This window comes from Xanthomonas sp. 3075 (assembly GCF_014197275.1).
Taxonomy (GTDB): Bacteria; Pseudomonadota; Gammaproteobacteria; order Xanthomonadales; family Xanthomonadaceae; genus Xanthomonas; species Xanthomonas campestris_B.
Genome location: NZ_JACIFI010000015.1, coordinates 107431 through 129053 on the forward strand (window position 1 = coordinate 107431; position 21623 = coordinate 129053).

The window sequence follows — 21623 nt, forward strand, 5'->3', positions numbered from 1 at the left end:
CCGCGCATCGCCATTCTCAGTGCCGTGTCGGTTCCCAGTGCGCGTGGTATCGCTGCCAGTCGCCGTCCTGCAAGCACCAGCCGGTGATCACCTGATCGCGCTGTGCCTCTTGCCCCGGCAGCCAGCGGCCGCTGCCACGGCCACGGCCAGCAAAACGGGGAAGCGCACGCTTGCCACGTCACCGCGCAGCGCGATATCCACCGACCCCAGCGTCGCGCGGATCTGGCAATTACCCAGCATCTGCAGTCGTATCAACCGCCGCAGACCGACGGCCTCCAGCAGCTGTTCGCCGACAAAATCTTCGGCAACCGGCGCCATCGCATCGCCGATCTGGCGCGCTTCGATTGCCCGATGCATCTGCTGCCATGTCTCTCACAGCCGCTGTTCCGGCGCAGGTCGCGCGCAGCGATCGTGGCGAGAACGCATGTTGCATGCGATCCCCTGTCGCCAGCGCTTGAATGCTGCCCTGCATCACGCTTCGCCTTTTCCATCCATGACGGTATGCTGCCAGCTGATGTAGTGGCGTGGAACACACCGCGCCAGGTACCGAACACCCTGGAGGGGGGCAGATGAATCAGGCACGTCCTTGGTTGCAAAGTTATCCGGCTGGTGTCGCTGCCGAGATCGATCTGGAGCAGTTCCGCACCGTGGCAGAGGTGTTCGACACCTCGGTCAAACGGTTTGCCGATCGCCCGGCGTATCACAGCTTCGGCAAGACCATCACCTATCGCGAAGCCGATCAGCTGGTCGAGCAATTCGCCGCGTATCTGCTTGGCGAGTTGCAGTTGAAGAAAGGCGACCGCGTCGCCCTGATGATGCCCAACTGCCTGCAATATCCGATCGCGACGTTCGGCATCCTGCGTGCCGGCCTGACCGTGGTCAACGTCAATCCGCTCTATACACCGCGCGAACTCAAGCATCAGTTGATCGATTCCGGTGCCAGCGTGCTGGTGGTCATCGACAACTTCGGCACCACCGTGCAGCAGGTCATCGCCGACACACCGGTCAAGCAGGTGATCACCACTGGCCTGGGCGACATGCTCGGGTTTCCGAAAGCGGCGCTGGTCAACTTCGTCGTCAAGTACGTCAAGAAGCTCGTGCCGGATTACCGCATCAACGGCGCGATCCGCTTCCGCGAGGCGCTGGCGTTGGGCAGCAAGCACAAAGTGCCGACGTTGCAGATCGAATCCGACGACATCGCCTTCCTGCAGTACACCGGCGGCACCACCGGCGTGGCCAAGGGCGCGATGCTCACCCACCGCAACCTGGTGGCCAACATGCAGCAGGCCCACCAGTGGCTTGCCGGCACCGGCAAGCTGGAAGAAGGCAACGAGGTGGTGATCACCGCACTGCCGCTGTATCACATCTTCGCGTTGACGGCGAACGGTCTGGTCTTCATGAAGATCGGTGGCTGCAATCACTTGATCAGCAATCCGCGCGATATGCCCGGCTTCGTCAAGGAATTGAAGAAGACCCGCTTCACCGCGTTCACTGGCGTCAACACGCTGTTCAACGGCCTGCTCAACACGCCCGGCTTCGATCAAGTGGATTTTTCCACGCTCAAGATGACCCTCGGCGGCGGCATGGCGGTGCAACGCTCGGTGGCCGAACGCTGGAAAAAGGTCACCGGCCTGACTCTGGTCGAGGCCTACGGCCTGACCGAGACCTCCCCGGCCGCCTGCATCAATCCGATGGATCTGACCGATTACAACGGCTCGATCGGCCTGCCGATTCCGTCCACCGATGCCTGCATCAAGGACGACTCCGGTGTTGCACTGCCGCAAGGGGACATCGGCGAGCTGTGCATCAAGGGCCCGCAGGTGATGAAGGGCTATTGGAAGAAGCCCGAGGAAACCGCCAAGGTCATGGATGCCGATGGCTGGCTGCACACAGGCGACATCGCACGCATGGACGAGCAAGGCTTCGTCTACATCGTCGATCGCAAGAAGGACATGATCCTGGTGTCCGGCTTCAACGTGTATCCCAACGAGATCGAGGACGTTATCGCCGAAATGGCCGGCGTACTGGAAGTAGCTGCCGTGGGTGTGCCGGATGAAAAGTCCGGCGAGATCGTCAAGGCCGTCATCGTCAAGAAGGACCCTGCCCTGACCGCCGACGATGTGAAAGCGCATTGCCGCGCCAACCTGACCGGCTACAAGCAACCCAGGGTGATCGAATTCCGCAAGGAGCTGCCGAAAACCAACGTCGGCAAGATCCTGCGGCGGGAATTGCGGGATGCGCCCAAGCAGTAATCCACCTGCGCCAGCGCAGATCGACGGCCATCCGGCCGTCACTCGACGCCCGCAATGCCGCAAGGCCTTGCGGGCGTCTGCATTTGGCGTCCGGCATCAGACCTAACCGAGATGGGCGGGAGCCCACTCAGGTTTGCACTTTGTTGCCTTCACAATTCTGCCGCTTTGAAATGCAGCCGCGCTCTTTCGAAGTTCATAACACGCAACAAGGACGTGCTGCAGGCAGTCAAATAAATGGAATTACAGAGACACATAATTTCAAATAATCTGTAACCACCCATAAACTGCATTCGTTTGTTGGATTCACTGAAAGATTCAGATCAACGGCACCGCCGGACAGGAAGGAAGTCCCTGACGTTCATGGAGATAGTGCCGGTGTAGCATCGATTCGGAGTGGATCGCGCGCGCCCGCCGGCAGCCACTCTCCCACTGCGGGCTCTTCCAGGATCATGCCCCATGAACACGATTGAAAAGATTCACCTCGGTCGCACCCACTCCACCATTCGTGTTGATTCGTCGGCCGCTGACGGCACCCACTGGTTGTTCATGCATGCCAATGCGCGTAGTGGCATACGTCCCTGCTGCACCCCTGAGTTGTTGGACGACATATGGGATGTCATGGGTTCCATCACCCGCGCTCCGCATGAGCGACGCAGCGGTGAACTACGTCACTTCGTCCTTGCATCCGACTCCAGCGCCTTCAATCTCGGCGGCGACCTGGAGCTGTTTGCACGCCTGATACGCGAACAGAATCGCGAGCAATTGATGCGTTATGCCAAACGCTGTGTGGAAGGTGTCCACCACCTACATGTCGGCTTTGGCGGGGACGTGCGCAGCATTGCGCTACTGCAAGGCGATGCATTGGGAGGCGGGTTGGAGATGGCCCTGGCCTGCCACACCATCGTGGCCGAAGAGGGCATCGGCATGGGACTGCCTGAGGTCTTGTTCGGTCTGTTTCCCGGCATGGGCGCGTATTCTTTCCTATGCCGCCGTGTTTCGCCGCATCTGGCAGAAAAAATCATTCTCGATGGTCGCATTTACAGCAGCGAAGAAATGCATGCGATGGGGATCGTGGACGTGCTTGTACCCAAGGGTCAAGGGGTTGTTGCTACCGAAACGTTAATCCGCCAGCAAAAGCGTATCTCCCACTCTTATCTGGCGATGAATGCCGCACGCAACCTCGCGCAGGCGGTGCCTTACGACGAACTGCTGCGCATCACCGAAGTCTGGGTAGATACTGCCCTGGCACTCAGCGAAAAATCGCTGCGCACAATGGACCGTTTAGTCAAAGCACAGAATCGCCGCGTTGGCGCGAGTGCCGTCTGATTTTTGGTGGATCCAATACTGGGGGAATCAGGCCCGGCCTATTGCCGGGCTTCGCTTAACCAAGGTCGCCGTTTCCACTGGCTCCTCCGTCGGACTTGTTTCGCGCACGCTGAACGAGTGCTTCGCGTCCCTGTGTCAATCCAGTCTTCAGTTGCTCCAGTCTCTGGCGCCATTCTGCCCGTAGCTGCGCTTCTGACAGACGCATCAACTCACCGCCCTTTTCGGCCAATACCACCAGCCCGAGATTGCTGGACACACCTTTGACCGCATGAGCATGCTCGCGTAAACGCGCCCAGTCTTCATCTGCCGCTGCCTTGCCGAGCTGCACAACACACGCGGCGGCGTCGCTGAGACATTGTTGAATGAACTCGCGTTCGAACTCATCTCCCATCCCCAATTCCGCCAGCTCGTCGAGCACAGCAGGATCGAGAACTGCACCGCTTGGTGCGGGGCCACGGATTCCAATCGTCAGATCGGTCTGCCGGAGTTTCTGGTTAAGGGCAATTTCGGCCAGCGTATCCAGCAACTTGATCGCCGCCACCGGCTTGGCCAGAAATGCATAGGCGCCCGCTTGCTCGCAACTGCGAATCGACTCTGGCGTCACATCAGCGCTCAGCACCACAACCGGGGTACCAGGCTTACCACCTGCCTGCATGACCCGTAGCTGCTTCAACATATCCAGACCGCTGACACCGGGCATGTGCAAGTCGACGATGGCTGCGTCGTAATCCGCCTCGGCCAACGCATCCAATACGGCTTCCCCGCCATCGACACAGGTGACGCGATGGCCTGCTTTTTGCAGAAGCCGCTGCAGAACAAGACGGTTTGCCAAGTGATCGTCTGCCACCAGGATCTGCATGCTACGCACACGGGCACGGTGACGTAGAAACGGATCGGCAAAAGCGATTACGTTGCCCGGTATGTTTGTGGAATCTGCCTCATGCAGCACGGGCGATGGAGTTGTTGCAGGCTTGGCGGTCGCCAGGCCAAAAGGCAGTTCAAACCAGAACAGGCTGCCGCCTTCAGGATTTTCCTCAAACCCGATCGCGCCACCCATCGACTGAACCAGTCCCTTGGCAATCGTCGTTCCGAGGCCGCTACCTTCGAACCGGCGCGCCAGTCCGGTATCCGCCTGTTCGAACGCCTCGAACAAGCGCGGACGCATATCGAGCGGCACACCGATTCCGGTATCGAGCACTTCAAAGCGGAGCAGAAAACCACCGCAGCCGTTGGCACCGGTTGCCGCCACTTTCAGCTGGACACTGCCCCGATCGGTGAACTTGACCGCGTTGCCGACCAGATTCAACAGAATTTGCTGCAGATGCCCCGCATCCCCATGCACATGGAAAGGTATATCCGCAGCCACAGTCGCCTGATAGCGCAAACCCTTGGCCTTGGCCTGCGGCTCCAGAATGAGGCTGATTGCCTGCAACGTGTCATGCAATGCGAAGTCAGTCGCATTGATTCGCAGCTTGCCGGCTTCGATGGCCGAGATGTCCAGCACCTCTTCTACCAACGCAAGCAGACTACGGGTCGATGCTTGGATGGTTTTCAGGCATTCGCGCTGCTCACTATCCAGACGCGTCGTTGCCAATACTTCGGTCATCCCGGACAGACCATTGAGCGGTGTCCGAAACTCGTGACTCATGTTTGCCAGAAAGCGGCTCTTGGCCTCACTGGCACGGCGCGCCTCTGCGGTCGCACGGGTCAGCTGCCGTAGAAGACTGGAGAAATACAGCGGAACCGCCGCCAGACCAACGGCAAGCCCAATACCCAGCCGTTGATTGCGTTGCCAATATTCGGTCATGGACAGCGTCGTGGAGAAGCTCACCACCGCCATCACCACAGCAAGATACAGATAGCGGTTGCCATAGCGCAGGCCGTTGCCGACGGTGACCCACATCACCACTACATAGACCCAGGCCAGCGGCTCACCCATCTGGATCATGCCTGCCGCCATCAGCCCGTAGTCGGCCAGCATGCCCAGGATGCGACGCGGATCCGAGCGACCTGGTCGCCACAGCAGCCACCCGAACAACGCAACGCCCAGACCGAGACCGGTCAGCACGATGGGCAACACGCCGGCATGCTGGCGCGGTGGCAGGCTGTGATGGACGCTCGGCAACAGGACGTACGACAGGATCAATGTGATCAGAATGATGCGAACGATCGCCTGACCATGCTCACTGTCAGGACGATTCGTCAGCCGCTGCCGGATCCTTCCGAACGGGTTCATTGCCTATACCCCGGGTCGCGCCGATGCGGTGGAGTAGTCCCCGCAGATCTGATCCAGCTGCGCCCGGCCGCGTAGCAGCGCATCCACGCAGCGCGGGTCGAACAGGCGGCCACGCTGTGCGTAGAGATAGGCCAGTGCGGCATCCATGGTCCAGGCTTCCTTGTACGGGCGCGGCGACAGCAGTGCGTCGAACACATCGGCCACCGCGACGATGCGTGCTTCCAGCGGAATCGCCTCGCCCACCAGGCCGTCCGGATAGCCGGTGCCGTCGTAGCGCTCGTGGTGACGCAGCGCGATCAGCGCACCGACCTGGATGAAGCGGTTCTGGCTGCCGCTGAGCAGCTCGTAGCCGATACGCGGATGCCGGCGCATGATGTTCATCTCGTCTTCGGTGAGCTTGCCCGGCTTGAGCAAGACCGAATCGGGAATGGCGATCTTGCCCATGTCGTGCAGCGGTGCGGCCATCTCGATGATGCGGACTTCTTCCTCCGACAGGCCCAGTTGCTCGGCGATCAGGCCGGCCACGTGCGACATGCGCTCCAGGAACGCGCTGGTGCCCGAATCGCGGTACTCGATCGCGCGCGCCAGCCGCGACAGCGTCTCGCGTTCGCGCTCCTCGACCTCGTTCATGCTGGCCAGCAGACGTTGCTCCAACGACAACGCCCGTTGTTTGACGCTCTCGCTCTGCTGACGCAACTGCAGCAGATTGGAGCAGCGCGCACGTAGCTCGCGTGGGCGGATCGGCTTGACCAGGAAGTCGATCACCCCGGCTTCCAACGCGGCCTGGCGAATCGGTTCGTCGCCGACGATGGTGATCAGGATGATCGGGATATCCCGGTGGCTGGGCAGACGGCGTAACCGGCGTGCGAACTCCAGGCCATCCATGCCGGGCATGCGGTAGTCGAGCAGCAACAGATCCACGCGCCCGGCTTCGCACCAGGCCAGCGCCTCCATCGGGTCACCGAAATCGAAGACCTTCAACTCTGGAGCGATGTCCTCGATGACATGGCGCAGCATGGTCCGTGCGGACATCTGGTCATCGACAATCACGATGTTCAATCCCAGATCCGCCTTTTCCGACAAGCCTTCCCATGTATCCGGCGACGACACATCGACCGAACTCCCTAAAACGTCCTGCATAGCCGTTGCTCCTCTATTCGAGAACGGAAAAGCGATGACGCCGGCTCCTGTGCCGACTCCCCCGACGATACAACCATTCGGGGCTCTGCCTAAGCATATGCAGTATTTGTGCCGCCGCGCACGGACAGCGCCAGAAAGTCAGGCTTCCGGACGCATATATGGGAACAGCAGCACATCCCGGATGGAGGTGCTGCCGGTCAGCAGCATCACCAGGCGGTCGATCCCGATGCCCAGGCCGCCGGTCGGCGCCATGCCGTACTCCAACGCACGGATGTAATCGGCGTCGTAGTGCATCGCTTCGTCGTCGCCGCCGTCCTTGGCCTGCACCTGCGCCTGGAAGCGCGCGGCCTGGTCTTCGGGGTCATTGAGCTCGGAAAAGCCGTTGGCCAATTCCTTGCCGTTGATGAACAGCTCAAAGCGATCGGTGTAGCCCGGCTCGGTGTCGCTGGAACGTGCCAGCGGCGACACCTCGACCGGATGGTCGGTAATGAAGGTCGGCTGCACCAGGGTGTGCTCGACGGTGGCCTCGAAGATCTCCAGCAGCAGCTTGCCCCAGCCGTAGGAGGGCTTGGTGCGGATCTTCAGCCGCTCGCAGTGACCCAGCAGGGCGGCGCGATCGGTGCAATCGGCCGCGCTGATCTGAGGGTTATGGTGACGAACGGCCTCGTCCATGCGCCAGCGCCGGAAAGCCGGCGCCAAATCGATGTCGGCGCCATCCCAGCTGACCTGGGTGGTACCCAGCACCGACTGGGCGGTGTCGCGGATCACCTGCTCGGTCAGGTCCATGATCTCGTGATACGTGGCGTAGGCCTCGTAGAGTTCGAGCATGGTGAACTCGGGATTGTGCCGGGTCGACACGCCCTCGTTGCGGAAGTTGCGGTTGATTTCGTAGACCCTTTCCAGGCCACCGACCACCAGGCGCTTGAGATACAGCTCCGGGGCCACGCGCAGGTACAGATCCAGGTCCAGCGCGTTGTGATGGGTAGTGAACGGCTTGGCGGTGGCGCCACCGGGGATGTAATGCATCATCGGCGTTTCCACTTCCAGGAAGCGGCGCGCATCCAGCCAGGCGCGCATGGCGCGGATGATCTTGGAGCGCTTGATGAAGACCTCGCGCGCTTCCGGGGTGACGATCAGGTCGACATAGCGTTGGCGGTAACGCTGCTCCACGTCCGACAGGCCATGCCACTTGTCCGGCAACGGACGCAGCGACTTGGTCAGCAGGCGTAGTGCACTGGCCTTGACCGACAGTTCGCCGGTCTTGGTGCGGGTCAGCCCGCCCTCCACCGCGACGATGTCGCCGACGTCCCAGCCCTTGAACGCGGTATAGGCATCGCCGAGCACATTGCCCTGCAGGAACAGCTGCACGCGCCCGGATTCGTCCTGGATCTGCGCGAAGCTGGCCTTGCCCATCACCCGCTTGGCCATCAGCCGGCCCGCCATCTTGACGCTGCGTCCGCTGGCTTCCAGCGCTTCGGGGGTCCAGGTGTCGGCATCGGCGAATTCGGCCTGCAGGTCGCCGGCGAAGTGTTCGCGCACGAAGTCGTTGGGATAGGCGATGCCCTGGCCGCGCAACGCGCCCAGTTTCGCGCGGCGCTCGGCGATGAGGCTGTTCTCGTCGGCGGGGGTCTGCGGCGCGGGGGTCTGCTCGGTCATGGCGGGAATCGATCTGCAATGGGTCGGGCGTGTGCCCGGTGGGGAATGAGGAACCAGGTCAGCGGCTCCTGCGTTCTTTTACGGTGGGACTGTGACGACGCGCGGTGCAACGGTGCGGGATGGCATTGCATTGCGGCTGCCGTCCTGACGATGCTGGCCTCGCAACGGCGCACCAGGCGAGGTCGATGCACGCAAGCACATCGACCTCGCCCTGCGATCAGGCATCCAGGCGTTTGGAGCCTGCCGCCAGACCGGCCTTGAGGCTGGCCTCGACGAATTCGTCCAGATCGCCGTCGAGCACTTTCTGCGTATCGCTGCGTTCGATGCCGGTGCGCAGATCCTTGATGCGGCTCTGGTCGAGCACGTAGTTGCGGATCTGGCTGCCCCAGCCGATGTCGGACTTGGTGGCTTCCAGCGCGTCGCGCTCGACATTGCGCTTCTGCACTTCCAGCTCGTACAACTTGGCGGCCAGCATCTTCATCGCGTTGTCGCGGTTCTGGTGCTGGCTGCGGCCGGTCTGGCAGGCGACCACGGTATTGGTCGGGATGTGCGTGATACGCACCGCCGACTCGGTCTTGTTGACATGCTGACCGCCGGCACCGGAGGAGCGATACACGTCGGTACGCAGATCGGCCGGGTTGATGTCGATCTCGATGTTGTCGTCCACTTCCGGCGACACGAACACCGAGGTGAAACTGGTATGCCGACGGTTGTCCGAATCGAACGGCGACTTGCGCACCAGCCGGTGCACGCCGATTTCGGTCTTCAACCAGCCATAGGCGTACTCGCCCTCGATGCGGATCGTGGCCGATTTGATGCCCGCCACTTCGCCGCCGGACACTTCCATCAGCTCGGTCTTCCAGCCGCGCGATTCGGCCCAGCGCAGATACATGCGCAGCAGGATTTCCGCCCAGTCCTGGGCCTCGGTGCCGCCGGCGCCGGCCTGGATGTCGACGAATGCATTCGCACCGTCCATCTGCCCGGAGAACATGCGCTGGAATTCCAGCTTTTCGACATGGGTCTGGTACTTGTCCAGGTCGGCGATCACCGCCACGGCGGTGTCTTCGTCCTGCTCGCTTTCGGCCAGTTCGAGCAGGTCGCCGGCATCGGCCAGGCCGGCCAGCACATCGGCAATGCCGATGACGGTCTTTTCCAGCATCGAGCGCTCGCGGCCCAGGGCCTGGGCGCGCTCGGCGTCGTTCCACACGTCGGGGCTTTCAAGCTCCCGGCTGACTTCCTCTAGACGCTCTTTCTTGACGTCGTAGTCAAAGATACCCCCTGAGCGAGAGCACGCGATCGTTGAGATCGGTGATGCGCTGGCGGATCGGATTGGTTTCGATCATGGCGGACTTCCGGCAAACAAGCCCGATAGTTTAGCAAGCGGGCGGCGGCGGCGGAACGCGGCAGCCATGCTGTTCAGCCCGGCACAACAGCTACCGCTGGCACCTCGGCATGGCCGGCGGCCCGCCGCAGCGACGCCAGGTAACGACGGCTGCACGGCAGCTTGCCAGTGCCGGACAGGTGCACGCGCGCCTCGCCGGCATCCAGCGGCTCGATCGAAACCACGCAGCCCAGGTTGACGATGTAGCTGCGATGGATGCGCACGAACACGGCCGGGTCGAGCTTGGCTTCGATCGCCGCCATCGTGCTACGCAGCGGATAATCGTGTCCGCGCACATGCAGGTTGACGTAGTTTCCTGAGGCCTGCAGCCATTCGAGATCGGCGGCGGCGACCAGGAAATCCCGCCCCAGCTTGCGCACCAGGAAGCGTTGCGGGCGATCCAGCGACTCCACCGGCGCGCCTTCGTCCGGCGCAGCCAGCAGCCGTACCTCGCCCTGCAAGCGCCGCAACAGAAACCGGTAGCCGTGCATGCACGCGACGATGGTCGCGAAGGTGCGCACGTCCTTGAGATATTCGTAGACCAATTCCTGCGGCCACGCCCCGAAATCGTAATGCTCGCCCAGCAGCCGATACGTCAGCATGCGGAGTCCGACCATCGCCAGCACGTGCACCACCGAGACTGCCACGCTGAGCAGCAGATACCAGGGCAGCCGGCGCCACCAGGTATCCAGATGCAACGGCAGCTTTCGCGTGAACCAGGCAATGGCCGGGACGAGCATCAGCAGCCAGACCAGGCCACTGGACATCTCCCAAACCCAGGGTTCCCAGCTCTGGATCGGCAGCCCGGCGCGACGACGATCCATCAATTCGGTGACGGCGTTGCCGCTGCCATTGATCACTACCACCATCAGCCAGAAGAACATTCCTGCGCTGCGCTGCCAAGGCAGAAAGCGCTCCAGGATCGTGCGTGCGGGGTCGGTGCTCATGCCTATATTCTAGGCTGGCAGCGCCGATTGCCGACCCACTCCAGACCCCATTCAATCCTACTATCAAGTCGTCGAGCAATTGCCAGGCGGCTACCACGAGGGCTACCTGGCGTTCTATGCCAAGTATCTGAGCGCCTACCAAGGATTCTGTGGTGCCGGTGGCGACTGTCTGCGCCTGCCGACCTGGAACCATTTGTGGTTCTTGCCCTACCTGTGGGCGTACACCCTGGTGGCCTGGCTGCTTTGGCGCCTGCTTCCTGCGGCGGCGATGGCGCGTCTGCGCGCATGGGCCGCGCGCGCTTCAGGGCTGGGGTGCGTTGCTGGTACCGGTGACCCTACTGGCGCTCGCTCGTCTGCTGTTGGTGGCTCGCTTCGAGCAGACCCATTGGCTGTTCGACGATTGGTACAACCACGCGCAGTACCTGCCGATCTTCCTGATCGGAGTGCTGATCGCGCCAATGACCAGTGTCTGGGAGTCGCTGCAACGCCTGCGCTGGGTAGCACTGCTGCTGGCCGTGTGCAGCGATGCGCTGATGATCCACACCTGGTATTTCTCCATTTACGATGACGCGCATCCCGCACCCAACACGCTGCGCCTGCTCTTGCGCGCGCTATGGGCGGTCGACCAATGGTGCGCGATCGCCGCGATCCTGGGCTTTGCCCACCGTTTCCGTCATGCAGACAGCGCCGCCTTGCGTTATCTCACCGCTGCCGTGTTTCCGGTCTATGTGCTGCACCAGACAATCATCGTGGTCCTGGCGCATTCCTTGAAGCCACTGGCACTGCCGCAGCTGGTCGAGAGTGCGACGCTGATCGTCGCCACCGCTGTGCTTTGCCTGGCGGGCTATAAGGTCATCCGCAGGCAGCGCTGGCGACGACCGCTATTTGGCCTGCCAGCGATGGCGACCTTGCGCACCGCTCCTTTCATCAAGAACGAGACTGCGGCGTAGCGCCGCCAGATCTGCCCGTGACGCGGGTGAAAACATCCGCGCATCTCGGCCCAACCGCCGGCTTGCCGCCCCCGGTTCGTCCCCGTGGGACCGCAACTGGTCCCTCAGGGACGGCATTGCCACCCTTGGCGCAGCTGTACGAGGCCGGATTGCCGAGGATGCTGGCACGCCTTCCAACCACACGACCATGACCGAGCGCCGCCACGATATCGATGCCTTGCGCGTCTTCGCCTTCGCACTATTGATCCTCTATCACGTGGGCATGGCCTACGTGGCCGACTGGGATTTCCACCTCAAGAGCGTGCACACCGCCACCTGGCTGCAGTGGCCGATGATCGTGCTCAACCGCTGGCGGATGCCGTTGCTGTTCACGATCTCCGGCATCGCGATCGGGCTGTCGCGGCCGCAGGCCGCGCCCTGGCGCCTTGCCTTGCAGCGCTGCGGGCGATTGCTGCCGCCGTTGCTGTTCGGCATGTTCGTGGTGGTGGCGGTGCAGGCCTATTGCCAGGGCGTGAGCAACGGCAAGGTCAGCCCGGGCTTCGGCGACTTCCTGTTGCGCTACTGGCAGGTACGGCCTTGGCCGGCCGGCAGTTTCGATGGCTGGGAACACGGCATCACCTGGAACCATCTCTGGTATCTGGCCTATCTGCTGCCCTATACCGTCGCGTTGATGGCGCTGGTGTCGCTGACACGCCTGCTGCGGTTGATTACGTTGCCTCGCCTGCCCGCTGCGCTGGCGGTGCCGGCACTGCTGCTGTTGCCGATGCTGTGGGAAGCGTTTTGCGTGCTGTGGGTGATGCCGCGCCATCCGCCGACCCACGCGCTGGTCGGCGACTGGTTCGTGCATGCCGAATCGTTCCCGCTGTTTGTGCTGGGGTATCTGCTGGCACGCCGCGAGCGCTTCTGGCAGCTGGCAGTGCAGCTGCGCTGGCACACGCTGGGTACCGCGCTGGTGGCGATTGGCGCCGAACTGGGCCTTCGCTATGTCGGCATCCATGGGCAACCTGCGCAACTGGGTACAACGCTGGCCGCGCTGCCGTGGGAGACCATCGAACACAGCGCACGTGCCGCCTACACCTGGCTGGCGCTGTTGACGATTCTTGGCTGGGCAAGGCACCGTTTGAATCGCCCGTTCCGCTGGCTACCGTACTGCACCGAAGCGGTGTTCCCCTGGTACGTCCTGCACCAGAGCCTGATCATCATGGCGCTGTACTGGCTGATGCCGTTGCAGCTGAATGCCTGGCTGGAGCCGACGCTGGTGATCGCCGCCACCGTGATCGGTTGCCTGGCGTTGCATGAATTTGCGATCCGCCGGGTGCGCTGGTTGCGTCCGTTGTTTGGATTGCGTGGGCGCACGCGGCGCGTAGCGAACAGGACTGACACCGCGCCGATGCCGACATGAAGATACGTCCCGCTTTAGCATGCGACTCGCTGGACGGCCTGTCGGCAGCAACGCAAGATGCGCACCGGACACGCTCCTTCGAAGACACCATGCGCCCTACCCTGCTTACTGCTGCGTTACTGCTCGCCCCTATCGCTGCGCTTGCCGATGCGCCCATCGGCATCAGCTTCGACCACGAAGACTGGACTATCGCCTGCGACAATACCCGCACCTGCCGCGCTGCAGGCTATCAGCCGGATGAAGGCGACAGCACGCCGGTGTCGGTGCTGCTGACCCGCAAGGCCGGTGCCGGGCAAGCGGTAACCGCCGAGTTGATGCTGGGCCAGTACGACAAGGTCAAGATGCCGGCGTCGCTCACCTTGCGCATCGACCAGCGCGAGCTGGGCAAGCTGGCGCTGAATCGCGACAACGGCACCGCGCCGCTGACAAGCGCGCAGGTGGCCGCGCTGCTGGCCGCACTGCCACGCAGCAGCAAGATCGTGGCGGTCGGCAACGATGGGCGCCGGTGGCAGCTGTCCGATCGCGGCGCTGCCGCCGTACTGCTGAAGATGGACGAGTTCCAGGGCAGGTTGGGCACGCGCGGTGCGCTGGTGCGCAGGGGCGATCGCGGGGAAGCCGCGGTGCTGCCGGCGTTGCCGATTCCGCAGGTGCGCGCGGTCAAACTCGCAGCAACGCAAGCGTCCGATGCGCGCCTGGGCACGCTGCCGGCGCTCTATCAAGCGCTGCGTGCGAGCTTGCCGGCCGATCAGGAATGCAAGGGACTACAGCCCGGCAATGCAGCCAAGCCGCTGACAGTCACCCGTCTCAGCAGCGACAAACTGCTGGTATCGACCGACTGCTGGATGGGCGCCTACAACGTCGGCACCGGTTTCTGGGTGATCAACGCACGCGCGCCGTTCGCGCCGACGTTGGTGACCACGCAAGCCAGCGATATCGATGGATCGACCATCCTTGCATCGCAGAAAGGACGCGGTCTGGGCGATTGCTACAGCGAGGCAAGCTGGACCTGGGACGGCCGTCGCTTCGTACCGACGTCCAAATCCACTTCCGGCCTTTGCAGATTGGTCGCGGCTGGCGGAGCGTGGGAATTGCCGACCGTGGTGACCGAGGTCAAGAAGTCGCCCTGATCGAGGCAAGGACAATGCGAGTGAGTGCGAGCGTCAGTGTGCGCTTGCACGGTCTAGCAGGACGCTTCGAGCTGCCAACTAGACTCGTCAGGCATGCGGCTCGTAGAGCCTGTACTTCTGCGTAAATACCGCCTATGGGTGCGCCGCTCAGTGCAGAGCGGCTGAGCGGCTGAGCGGCAGCCTGGCTGCAGGGCTGCAGGGCTGCAGGGCTGCAGGGCTGCAGGGCTCTTACGCGGCATCCATGCCGCGTAAGGTCCCGCGACGGTGAGCGGGCAAGGACCAGTCGAGATGGTCGGCATGCATGGGTTTTAAACAAAGCAACCAGCGGAGTCTCTGGTGCGGTGTCCTCGCCGCTTGCGGGACCGTGTGGCGGCATGGATGCCGCCACCGAGCCCCCAGGGACGGGTTCACGGCGTGTCCCGCAAGCGGTGAGGGCACCGCGCATTCGACCCGCTCAGTGTTTGATCTGGACTTCTGACGGCATCCACCAAGATACGACCGACAAAACCACTGCACTCACTGACAGGCGCTCGCTCGCCAGGTTTTGTTAGCTGCTCTAAGGCAGACCTGCCGATAGGCGGGTTTTGACCGACTACCGACCAACTCTCTGGTGCGGTGTCCTTGCCGCTTGCGGGACCGTGTGGCGGCATGGATGCCGCCACCGAGCCCCTGGGACGGGTTCACGGCTTGTCCCGCAAGCGGTGAGGGCACCGCGCGCGCGATCGACTCAAGCTTTGAACCGCCCAGACGAGGCCAAGGTGTGGCTGACAAAACGTGGCGAGTACGCTGAGCCCGCAGATCAGTCGGTGACTATCGCCGGTTCGCAATGTTCGACGATCAACTGCACCGCGGTGCCACCACGATAGTCGTCGCTGACCAGGCGATAGGCGATCCGCACCACCCGCGCCGGCTCGCTGCCGCGCCAGCCATTGAAGTGGATCGCGTTGAGCGGTTCGGCGCGACCGGCACAGCGCAGGGTGAGCTTGAGATGGCGCTCCTTGAGCAGGCGCCATTGCAGCACTTCGAATTGACCATCGAACAACGGCTCGGGAAAGCCCTGCCCCCACGGCCCGGCCACACGCAGCGCTTCGGCATGCAGGTGATCGAGTTCATGCGCGGCCAGCTCGCCATCGCTATGCAATTCGGCATGCAGCAACGTGGCATCCACCATCGCCTGCACCTGGCGTTGGAATGCCTGTTCGAAGGTCGCAAGCGCGGCATGCTCCAGACTCAATCCGGCGGCCATCGCATGGCCGCCGAACTTCTGGATCAAGCCGGGATGACGCGCGTCCACTGCAGCCAGCACATCGCGGATATGCAGACCGGGAATCGACCGCGCCGAGCCGCGTAATTGGCTGCTGCCCGGCTCGGCAGGCGCCAACGCAATCACCGGGCGATGCAGGCGATCCTTGAGCTTGGAGGCGACCAGGCCGATCACGCCCGGATGCCACTCGGCATCGAACAGGCACGCGGCAATCGGCAATTGGCCGTCGGCATCCAGCACCACTTTGGCGACGGCCTGTTCGGCATCGTCGGTCATCAACTGCTGTACCGCACGGCGCTCGGCGTTGATCTCTTCCAGCGTGCCGGCGATCGCGCGCGCCCGGTTCCAGTCTTCGCTGAGCAACAGCTCGATGCCCAGCGCCATGTCTTCCAGCCGGCCGGCTGCGTTGAGCCGTGGACCCAACGCAAAGCCGATATCGCTGGCGCTCAAACGCGCCACATCGCGGCCGCTGGCCTCGATCAAGGCGCGTAAACCGATGCAGCCGCGGCCCCCGCGCAGGCGACGCAGGCCAGCCGACACCAGCGCGCGGTTGTTGGTATCCAGTGGCACCAGATCGGCGACGGTGCCGACTGCGACCAGATCCAGCAATACCGACAGATCCGGTTCACCACGTTCGGCAAATGCGCCGCGTGCGCGCAGCACACTGCGCAAGGCCAGCAGCACATAGAAAATCACCCCGACGCCGGCCAGGGTCTTGCTTGGAAACGTGTCGTTGGCCAGATTCGGATCGACGATCGCATCGGCGGGTGGCAATACCTCGCCGGGTAGATGGTGATCGGTGACCAGCACTGTCCAGCCACGCGCCTTGGCCGCCGCCACGCCGGCATGGCAGGCAATGCCGTGATCGACAGTGACCAGCAGATCCGGTTGCAAGACGGCCAGTTCGTCCACCAGTGCCGGCGACAGGCCATAGCCATGCACCATGCGATTGGGCACGGCATGATGCACATCCAGTGCGCCCAGCATGCGCAAGCCGCGCACGCCCACCGCACACGCAGTGGCGCCATCGCAATCGAAATCGCCCACCACCAGAATGCGCCGTTGCTGTGCGATGGCATCGGCAAGCAGTTCGGCAGCAACGCCGCTGTTATGCAGCAACTCCGGCGACAGCAATTGCCCCAGGCGCGGGTGCGCGCCATGCGTATCGGTGACGCCGCGCGCGGCATAGATGCGGCGCAGCAGTGGCAACATCGCATCGGGCCAACTGCCGGCCTGCCCAGGCGGGCGCCGGACGATCTGCGGCGTGGACGTCATTGCGCCAGCTGCAACTGCGGCTTGCGCCAGAAACGCCAGCGCTGCGCATGCGTCAGCGAGACGGTTTCGCCATCCTGGAAATCCAGCACCAAGCGATCCAGTTCGCCCCGCGCCATCGCCACCAGCAGCGGCGCGACCGCGTCCTCACAGAACTGCTGCAGCGACCGCAGATGACGCAGATCCACCAAGGCATCCACGCGCTGTTCGCCCTGCGCATCGGCATCGGCGGCCAGGGCCAGCGCGCGTAGCAGCGATTCGCGGCTGCGCACCTGACGATGCGGCGAGCTCACCGCATGCGGCAGCACGCCGCCGCCCCAGAACCACAGCGAATTGATCGCCGGCTTGCCGGCGGCAACACGGCCTTCGTTCCAGGGGTGCTGATGCAACAGCACCTGCGCTTCGGTGAGCAACGCACGCCAGCGCCGGCCGAGATCGCCAGCCGGCAGATGCTCGAACAAGTCATCGCCGATCGCCAGATCCGGCGGTGCAAAATCCGGTAACGCGGTATCCGGCGACAGGCGCAGATACCAACGCGACGGCGTGGGCGCGTCGAGCAGGAATCCGGCATCGCCGAACATCGGCTTGAGGATCGGCAGCAACATCGCCACATCCTCGGCGGTCAGGCCAAGCGCCTCGCCGTAGCCCATCAGCCGTGCGCCCTGCATGTCCGGCACCACATACGCAGGATCGGCACGCACCCAGCTCGCACCGGCGGCATCGCCGGCATCGAGCTGACGCGTCAAGGCGGCCACCGGCCACTGCGCAGGCGTCAGCGTGAAGTGGCGCTGCAACTGCGCCACTTCTCCCGCATCCACCGCGCGCTGGTCGGCACGCGCCAGCGCACGTGCCACCGCCGTGTCGCCCAATGCGCCGGGCAGACGGCGTTTTTCCGGCAGCAGCAGCGTTGCGGTGGTCATCGGCCAGTGATGTCGATCAGTGCGAATCGGTCAGTCGAGATAGGCGACGCTGACCACTTCGTATTCGCGCTGGCCGGCCGGCGCATCGATGGTGACCGAATCGCCTTCCAGCTTGCCGATCAACGCACGTGCCAGCGGCGAGGAGATCGCAATCATGCCCAGCTTGATGTCCGCTTCCAGATCGCCAACGATCTGGTAGCGCTTCTCTTCGTCGGTCTCGGTGTCGGCCAGCGTTACCGTGGCGCCAAAGACGATCTTGTTGCCGGCCGACAGCTTGGTGATGTCGATGATCTCGGCGTGCGAGAGCTCACCTTCCAGCTGCTTGATGCGGCCTTCGATAAAGCTCTGCTGCTCGCGCGCAGCGTGGTATTCGGCGTTTTCCTTCAGGTCGCCGTGCGCGCGTGCCTCGGCGATCGCACTGATCACCGCCGGACGCTTGACCGACTTCAACTGGTCCAGCTCTTCGCGCAGACGCTGCGCGCCCTTTGCCGTCATGGGTGCTCTCATGCTTCCAGCTCCTTGTGCAGTTCCTGCAGCGACCACACAGGGCCGGTGCCGCGGAATTCCAGCGAATGCACCAGCGCCTTGGCGCCGGCGACAGTGGTCGAATAGGTCACGCGATGCTGCAGCGCTTCACGCCGGATCGAAAACGAATCGGAGATGGCGGCGCGACCTTCGGTGGTGTTGACGATATACACGATCTCGCCATTCTTGATCGAATCGACGATATGCGGGCGGCCTTCGGCCACCTTGTTGACGATCTCGCAGCTCAGGCCGTTCTGCTGCAGCCAGGCACCGGTGCCACGCGTGGCCACCAGCGTATAGCCGCGCTCCACCAATGCCTGGGCGACCGGCAGCACGCGCTGCTTGTCCGGATCGCGCACCGACACGAACGCCTTGCCCACCGGCGGCGCCTTGATGCCACCGGCTTCCTGCGCGCGCGCGAATGCGGCGCTGAAGCTGCGGCCCACGCCCATCACCTCACCGGTGGAGCGCATCTCCGGCCCTAGGATCGGGTCCACGCCCTGGAACTTGGCGAACGGGAAGATCGCTTCCTTGACCGAGTAATAGTCCGGCACGATTTCCTTGGTGGCGCCCTGCTCGGCCAGTGTCTTGCCGGCCATGCAGCGCGCGGCGATCTTGGCCAGCGGGATGCCGATGGCCTTGGACACGAACGGCACGGTGCGCGAGGCGCGCGGGTTCACTTCCAGCAAAAACACCACATCGTCGCCGGCCTCGTTGACCTGCACTGCGAACTGGGTGTTCATCAGGCCGACCACGTTCAAGCCTTCGGCCAGCATGACGACCTGACGGCGCAGCTCGGCCTGGGTCTTGGCCGAGAGCGAATACGGCGGCAGCGAGCACGACGAATCGCCCGAGTGCACGCCGGCTTCTTCGATGTGTTCCATCAGCCCGCCGATCAGCACGTTGCCGTCCTTGTCGGCAATGATGTCCACGTCCACTTCCACCGCGTTGTCGAGGAAGCGATCCAGCAGCACCGGCGAATCGTTGGAGACCTTCACCGCATCGCGTACATAACGCGCCAGATCCGATTCACCGTAGACGATTTCCATCGCGCGGCCGCCCAGCACATAGCTCGGGCGCACCACCAGCGGGTAGCCGATCTCGCGTGCCAGCACCAGGGCTTCTTCCGCGTTGCGGGCAATGCGGTTCGGCGGCTGCTTCAGGCCCAGCTTGTCGACCAGCTGCTGGAAACGCTCGCGGTCTTCGGCCAGATCGATCGAGTCCGGCGAGGTGCCGATCACCGGCACGCCGTTGGCTTCCAGCGCACGCGCCAGCTTCAGCGGGGTCTGGCCGCCGTACTGCACGATCACGCCCTTGGGCTGTTCCAGCTCGACGATTTCCAGCACGTCTTCCAGCGTCAGCGGCTCGAAGTACAGGCGGTCGGAGGTGTCGTAATCGGTGGAGACGGTTTCCGGGTTGCAGTTGACCATGATGGTTTCATAACCGTCATCGCGCAGTGCCAGCGCCGCGTGCACGCAGCAATAGTCGAACTCGATGCCCTGGCCGATGCGGTTGGGGCCACCGCCCAGGATCATGATCTTGTCGCGGTCGGTCGGCAGCGCTTCGCATTCGTCCTCGTAGGTCGAATACAGATAGGCGGTGCTGGTGGCGAATTCGGCCGCGCACGAATCCACGCGCTTGTAGACCGGGCGTACCTTGAGCGCGCGACGCAGCGTGCGCACCGATTCTTCATTGGTGCCGGTCAGCTCGGCCAGGCGCGCATCGGAGAAACCGGCGCGCTTGAGCGTGCGCAGGCGCGCGGCATCCAGTGCCGGCATGCCGTCGTCGGCCAGTTGCTGTTCGTGGCTGATCAGTTCTTCGATCTGATCCAGGAACCAGGGATCGATGAACGACAGCGCGTACACATCGGCCACGCTCATGCCGGCACGGAACGCATCGCCCACGTAGAACAGACGTTCCGGGCCCGGAGCCTTGAGCTCGCGCTTGAGCGCGGCCATGTCGTCTTCGCTGCCCAGATCCAGGCCGGTCGGGTCCAGCCCGATCTTGCCGGTTTCCAGGCCACGCAGCGCTTTCTGCAGCGATTCCTGGAAGGTGCGGCCCATCGCCATGACTTCGCCGACCGACTTCATCTGTGTGGTCAGGCGTGCATCGGCCTGCGGGAATTTTTCAAAGGCAAAGCGCGGAATCTTGGTGACCACGTAGTCGATCGACGGTTCGAACGAGGCCGGGGTCAGGCCACCGGTGATCTCGTTCTTCAACTCGTCCAGCGTGTAGCCCACCGCCAGCTTGGCGGCGACCTTGGCGATCGGAAAACCCGTGGCCTTGGACGCCAGCGCCGACGACCGCGACACGCGCGGGTTCATTTCGATCACCACCACGCGGCCGGTGGTCGGGCTGATGCCGAACTGCACGTTGGAGCCGCCGGTATCCACACCGATCTTGCGCAGCACCGCAATCGAGGCATCGCGCAGGCGCTGGTATTCCTTGTCGGTGAGGGTCTGCGCAGGAGCGACGGTGATCGAGTCGCCGGTGTGCACGCCCATCGGATCGAGGTTTTCGATCGCGCAGACGATGATGCAGTTGTCCGCGGTATCGCGCACAACTTCCATCTCGAATTCCTTCCAGCCCAGCACCGATTCTTCCACCAGCACTTCGGTGGTCGGCGACAGTTCCAGGCCACGGCCGACGATCTCGATCAGCTCTTCGCGGTTATAGGCGATGCCGCCGCCGCTACCGCCCAGGGTGAAGCTGGGGCGGATGATGGTCGGGTAGCCGACCCGGGTCTGGATATCCAGCGCTTCTTCCAGCGTGTGCGCCACTTCGGCCTTGGGGCAATCCAGGCCGATCTCGCCCATCGCCACGCGGAACAGCTCGCGGTCTTCGGCCATGCGGATCGCTTCACGCTTGGCACCGATCAACTCGACGTTGTACTTCTCCAGCACGCCGTGGTCGGCCAGATCCAGCGCGCAGTTCAGCGCGGTCTGTCCGCCCATGGTCGGCAGCAAGGCATCGGGCTTTTCCTTGGCGATGATCTTCTCGACCGTCTGCCAGTTGATCGGCTCGATATAGACCGCGTCGGCCATGTCCGGGTCGGTCATGATCGTGGCCGGATTGCTGTTGACCAGCACCACGCGATAGCCCTCGTCGCGCAGCGCCTTGCACGCCTGCGCGCCGGAGTAATCGAACTCGCAGGCCTGGCCGATGACGATCGGGCCGGCGCCGATGATCAGAATGGTTTTTAGGTCGGTGCGCTTTGGCATTTCT

The 21623-nt window shown here is 63.3% G+C and carries 14 protein-coding genes and 1 pseudogene; 5 read left to right on the plus strand and 10 right to left on the minus strand.

The annotated features are described in order from the left end of the window. Window positions 1–16 precede the first annotated feature (16 nt). Window positions 17–535, minus strand: a pseudogene (locus tag GGR62_RS14915) (hypothetical protein). Window positions 536–569: 34 nt separating this feature from the next. Between GGR62_RS14915 and GGR62_RS14920 the strand changes: the two are divergent. Together GGR62_RS14920 and GGR62_RS14925 are read left to right on the plus strand one after the other, a co-directional pair. Next, entirely contained in the window at window positions 570–2252 is a 1683-nt protein-coding gene (locus tag GGR62_RS14920; protein WP_184408642.1) for a long-chain fatty acid--CoA ligase, read from the plus strand. A gap of 456 nt (window positions 2253–2708) precedes the next feature. Beyond that, window positions 2709–3578: a crotonase/enoyl-CoA hydratase family protein gene (locus tag GGR62_RS14925; RefSeq protein WP_184408643.1), complete on the plus strand. Its 870-nt coding sequence runs from the start codon at window positions 2709–2711 to the stop codon at window positions 3576–3578. Between the two features lie 55 nt (window positions 3579–3633). Here the strand turns inward: GGR62_RS14925 and GGR62_RS14930 are convergent, their stop codons facing one another. From GGR62_RS14930 to GGR62_RS14950, 5 genes are all read right to left on the minus strand, one after another. Further along, window positions 3634–5814 carry an ATP-binding protein gene (locus GGR62_RS14930; protein ID WP_184408644.1) on the minus strand — a complete coding sequence of 727 codons (2181 nt, stop codon included), beginning with the start codon at window positions 5812–5814 and terminating at the stop codon, window positions 3634–3636. Window positions 5815–5817: 3 nt separating this feature from the next. After that, window positions 5818–6954, minus strand: a complete 1137-nt coding sequence (locus GGR62_RS14935; RefSeq protein WP_184408645.1) for a two-component system response regulator — start codon at window positions 6952–6954, stop codon at window positions 5818–5820. A 138-nt stretch (window positions 6955–7092) separates the two neighbouring features. Further along, on the minus strand, window positions 7093–8610 hold the full coding sequence (gene lysS / locus GGR62_RS14940) for a lysine--tRNA ligase (RefSeq protein WP_184408646.1): 1518 nt from the start codon (window positions 8608–8610) through the stop codon (window positions 7093–7095). A gap of 217 nt (window positions 8611–8827) precedes the next feature. Next, a protein-coding gene (prfB, locus tag GGR62_RS14945) for a peptide chain release factor 2 (protein WP_184408647.1) occupies window positions 8828–9953 on the minus strand; the annotation gives its coding sequence in 2 pieces (ribosomal slippage) (window positions 8828–9877 and window positions 9879–9953; 1125 coding nt in all). A 73-nt stretch (window positions 9954–10026) separates the two neighbouring features. Continuing rightward, window positions 10027–10860 (minus strand): LytTR family DNA-binding domain-containing protein, encoded by an 834-nt coding sequence (locus GGR62_RS14950; RefSeq protein WP_260306120.1) that lies wholly within the window; start codon window positions 10858–10860, stop codon window positions 10027–10029. A gap of 407 nt (window positions 10861–11267) precedes the next feature. On the opposite strand from GGR62_RS14950, the gene GGR62_RS14955 reads away from it, so the two are divergent. The 3 genes from GGR62_RS14955 (at window position 11268) to GGR62_RS14965 (ending at window position 14417) form a co-directional block, all read left to right on the plus strand. After that, the gene (locus tag GGR62_RS14955; RefSeq protein WP_260306098.1) at window positions 11268–11888 is read left to right on the plus strand and encodes an acyltransferase family protein; all 621 of its coding nucleotides are present in this window, start codon (window positions 11268–11270) and stop codon (window positions 11886–11888) included. 187 nt (window positions 11889–12075) lie between these two features. Then, on the plus strand, window positions 12076–13290 hold the full coding sequence (locus tag GGR62_RS14960) for an acyltransferase family protein (protein ID WP_184408649.1): 1215 nt from the start codon (window positions 12076–12078) through the stop codon (window positions 13288–13290). An 89-nt stretch (window positions 13291–13379) separates the two neighbouring features. After that, window positions 13380–14417, plus strand: coding sequence for a DUF1176 domain-containing protein (locus GGR62_RS14965; RefSeq protein ID WP_184408650.1), 1038 nt, complete (start codon window positions 13380–13382; stop codon window positions 14415–14417). A gap of 799 nt (window positions 14418–15216) precedes the next feature. Here GGR62_RS14965 and recJ read toward each other — a convergent pair. Genes recJ through carB form a run of 4 tightly spaced genes read right to left on the minus strand, consistent with a single transcriptional unit; the run spans window position 15217 to window position 21619 of the window. After that, window positions 15217–16956, minus strand: coding sequence for a single-stranded-DNA-specific exonuclease RecJ (recJ, locus tag GGR62_RS14970; RefSeq protein WP_184408651.1), 1740 nt, complete (start codon window positions 16954–16956; stop codon window positions 15217–15219). Beyond that, the gene (locus tag GGR62_RS14975) at window positions 16953–17873 is read right to left on the minus strand and encodes a phosphoglycerate mutase (RefSeq protein WP_184408652.1); all 921 of its coding nucleotides are present in this window, start codon (window positions 17871–17873) and stop codon (window positions 16953–16955) included. The genes recJ and GGR62_RS14975 overlap by 4 nt, the downstream gene beginning before the upstream one ends. 30 nt (window positions 17874–17903) lie before the next feature. After that, window positions 17904–18368 carry a transcription elongation factor GreA gene (greA, locus tag GGR62_RS14980; protein WP_172453391.1) on the minus strand — a complete coding sequence of 155 codons (465 nt, stop codon included), beginning with the start codon at window positions 18366–18368 and terminating at the stop codon, window positions 17904–17906. Between the two features lie 8 nt (window positions 18369–18376). Further along, a complete protein-coding gene (gene carB / locus GGR62_RS14985) occupies window positions 18377–21619 on the minus strand; it encodes a carbamoyl-phosphate synthase large subunit (protein WP_184408653.1) in 3243 nt (1080 codons plus the stop codon). Window positions 21620–21623: the final 4 nt, after the last annotated feature.

Excerpts from the sequence above, each read along its gene's own strand:
- GGR62_RS14920 (WP_184408642.1), top strand. The coding sequence starts at position 570 with ATGAATCAGGCACGTCCTTGGTTGCAAAGTTATCCGGCTGGTGTCGCT.
- GGR62_RS14925 (WP_184408643.1), top strand. The coding sequence starts at position 2,709 with ATGAACACGATTGAAAAGATTCACCTCGGTCGCACCCACTCCACCATT.
- GGR62_RS14930 (WP_184408644.1), bottom strand. The coding sequence starts at position 5,814 with ATGAACCCGTTCGGAAGGATCCGGCAGCGGCTGACGAATCGTCCTGAC.
- GGR62_RS14935 (WP_184408645.1), bottom strand. The coding sequence starts at position 6,954 with ATGCAGGACGTTTTAGGGAGTTCGGTCGATGTGTCGTCGCCGGATACA.
- lysS (WP_184408646.1), bottom strand. The coding sequence starts at position 8,610 with ATGACCGAGCAGACCCCCGCGCCGCAGACCCCCGCCGACGAGAACAGC.
- GGR62_RS14950 (WP_260306120.1), bottom strand. The coding sequence starts at position 10,860 with ATGGTGGTAGTGATCAATGGCAGCGGCAACGCCGTCACCGAATTGATG.
- GGR62_RS14960 (WP_184408649.1), top strand. The coding sequence starts at position 12,076 with ATGACCGAGCGCCGCCACGATATCGATGCCTTGCGCGTCTTCGCCTTC.
- GGR62_RS14965 (WP_184408650.1), top strand. The coding sequence starts at position 13,380 with ATGCGCCCTACCCTGCTTACTGCTGCGTTACTGCTCGCCCCTATCGCT.
- recJ (WP_184408651.1), bottom strand. The coding sequence starts at position 16,956 with ATGACGTCCACGCCGCAGATCGTCCGGCGCCCGCCTGGGCAGGCCGGC.
- GGR62_RS14975 (WP_184408652.1), bottom strand. The coding sequence starts at position 17,873 with ATGACCACCGCAACGCTGCTGCTGCCGGAAAAACGCCGTCTGCCCGGC.
- greA (WP_172453391.1), bottom strand. The coding sequence starts at position 18,368 with ATGACGGCAAAGGGCGCGCAGCGTCTGCGCGAAGAGCTGGACCAGTTG.
- carB (WP_184408653.1), bottom strand. The coding sequence starts at position 21,619 with ATGCCAAAGCGCACCGACCTAAAAACCATTCTGATCATCGGCGCCGGC.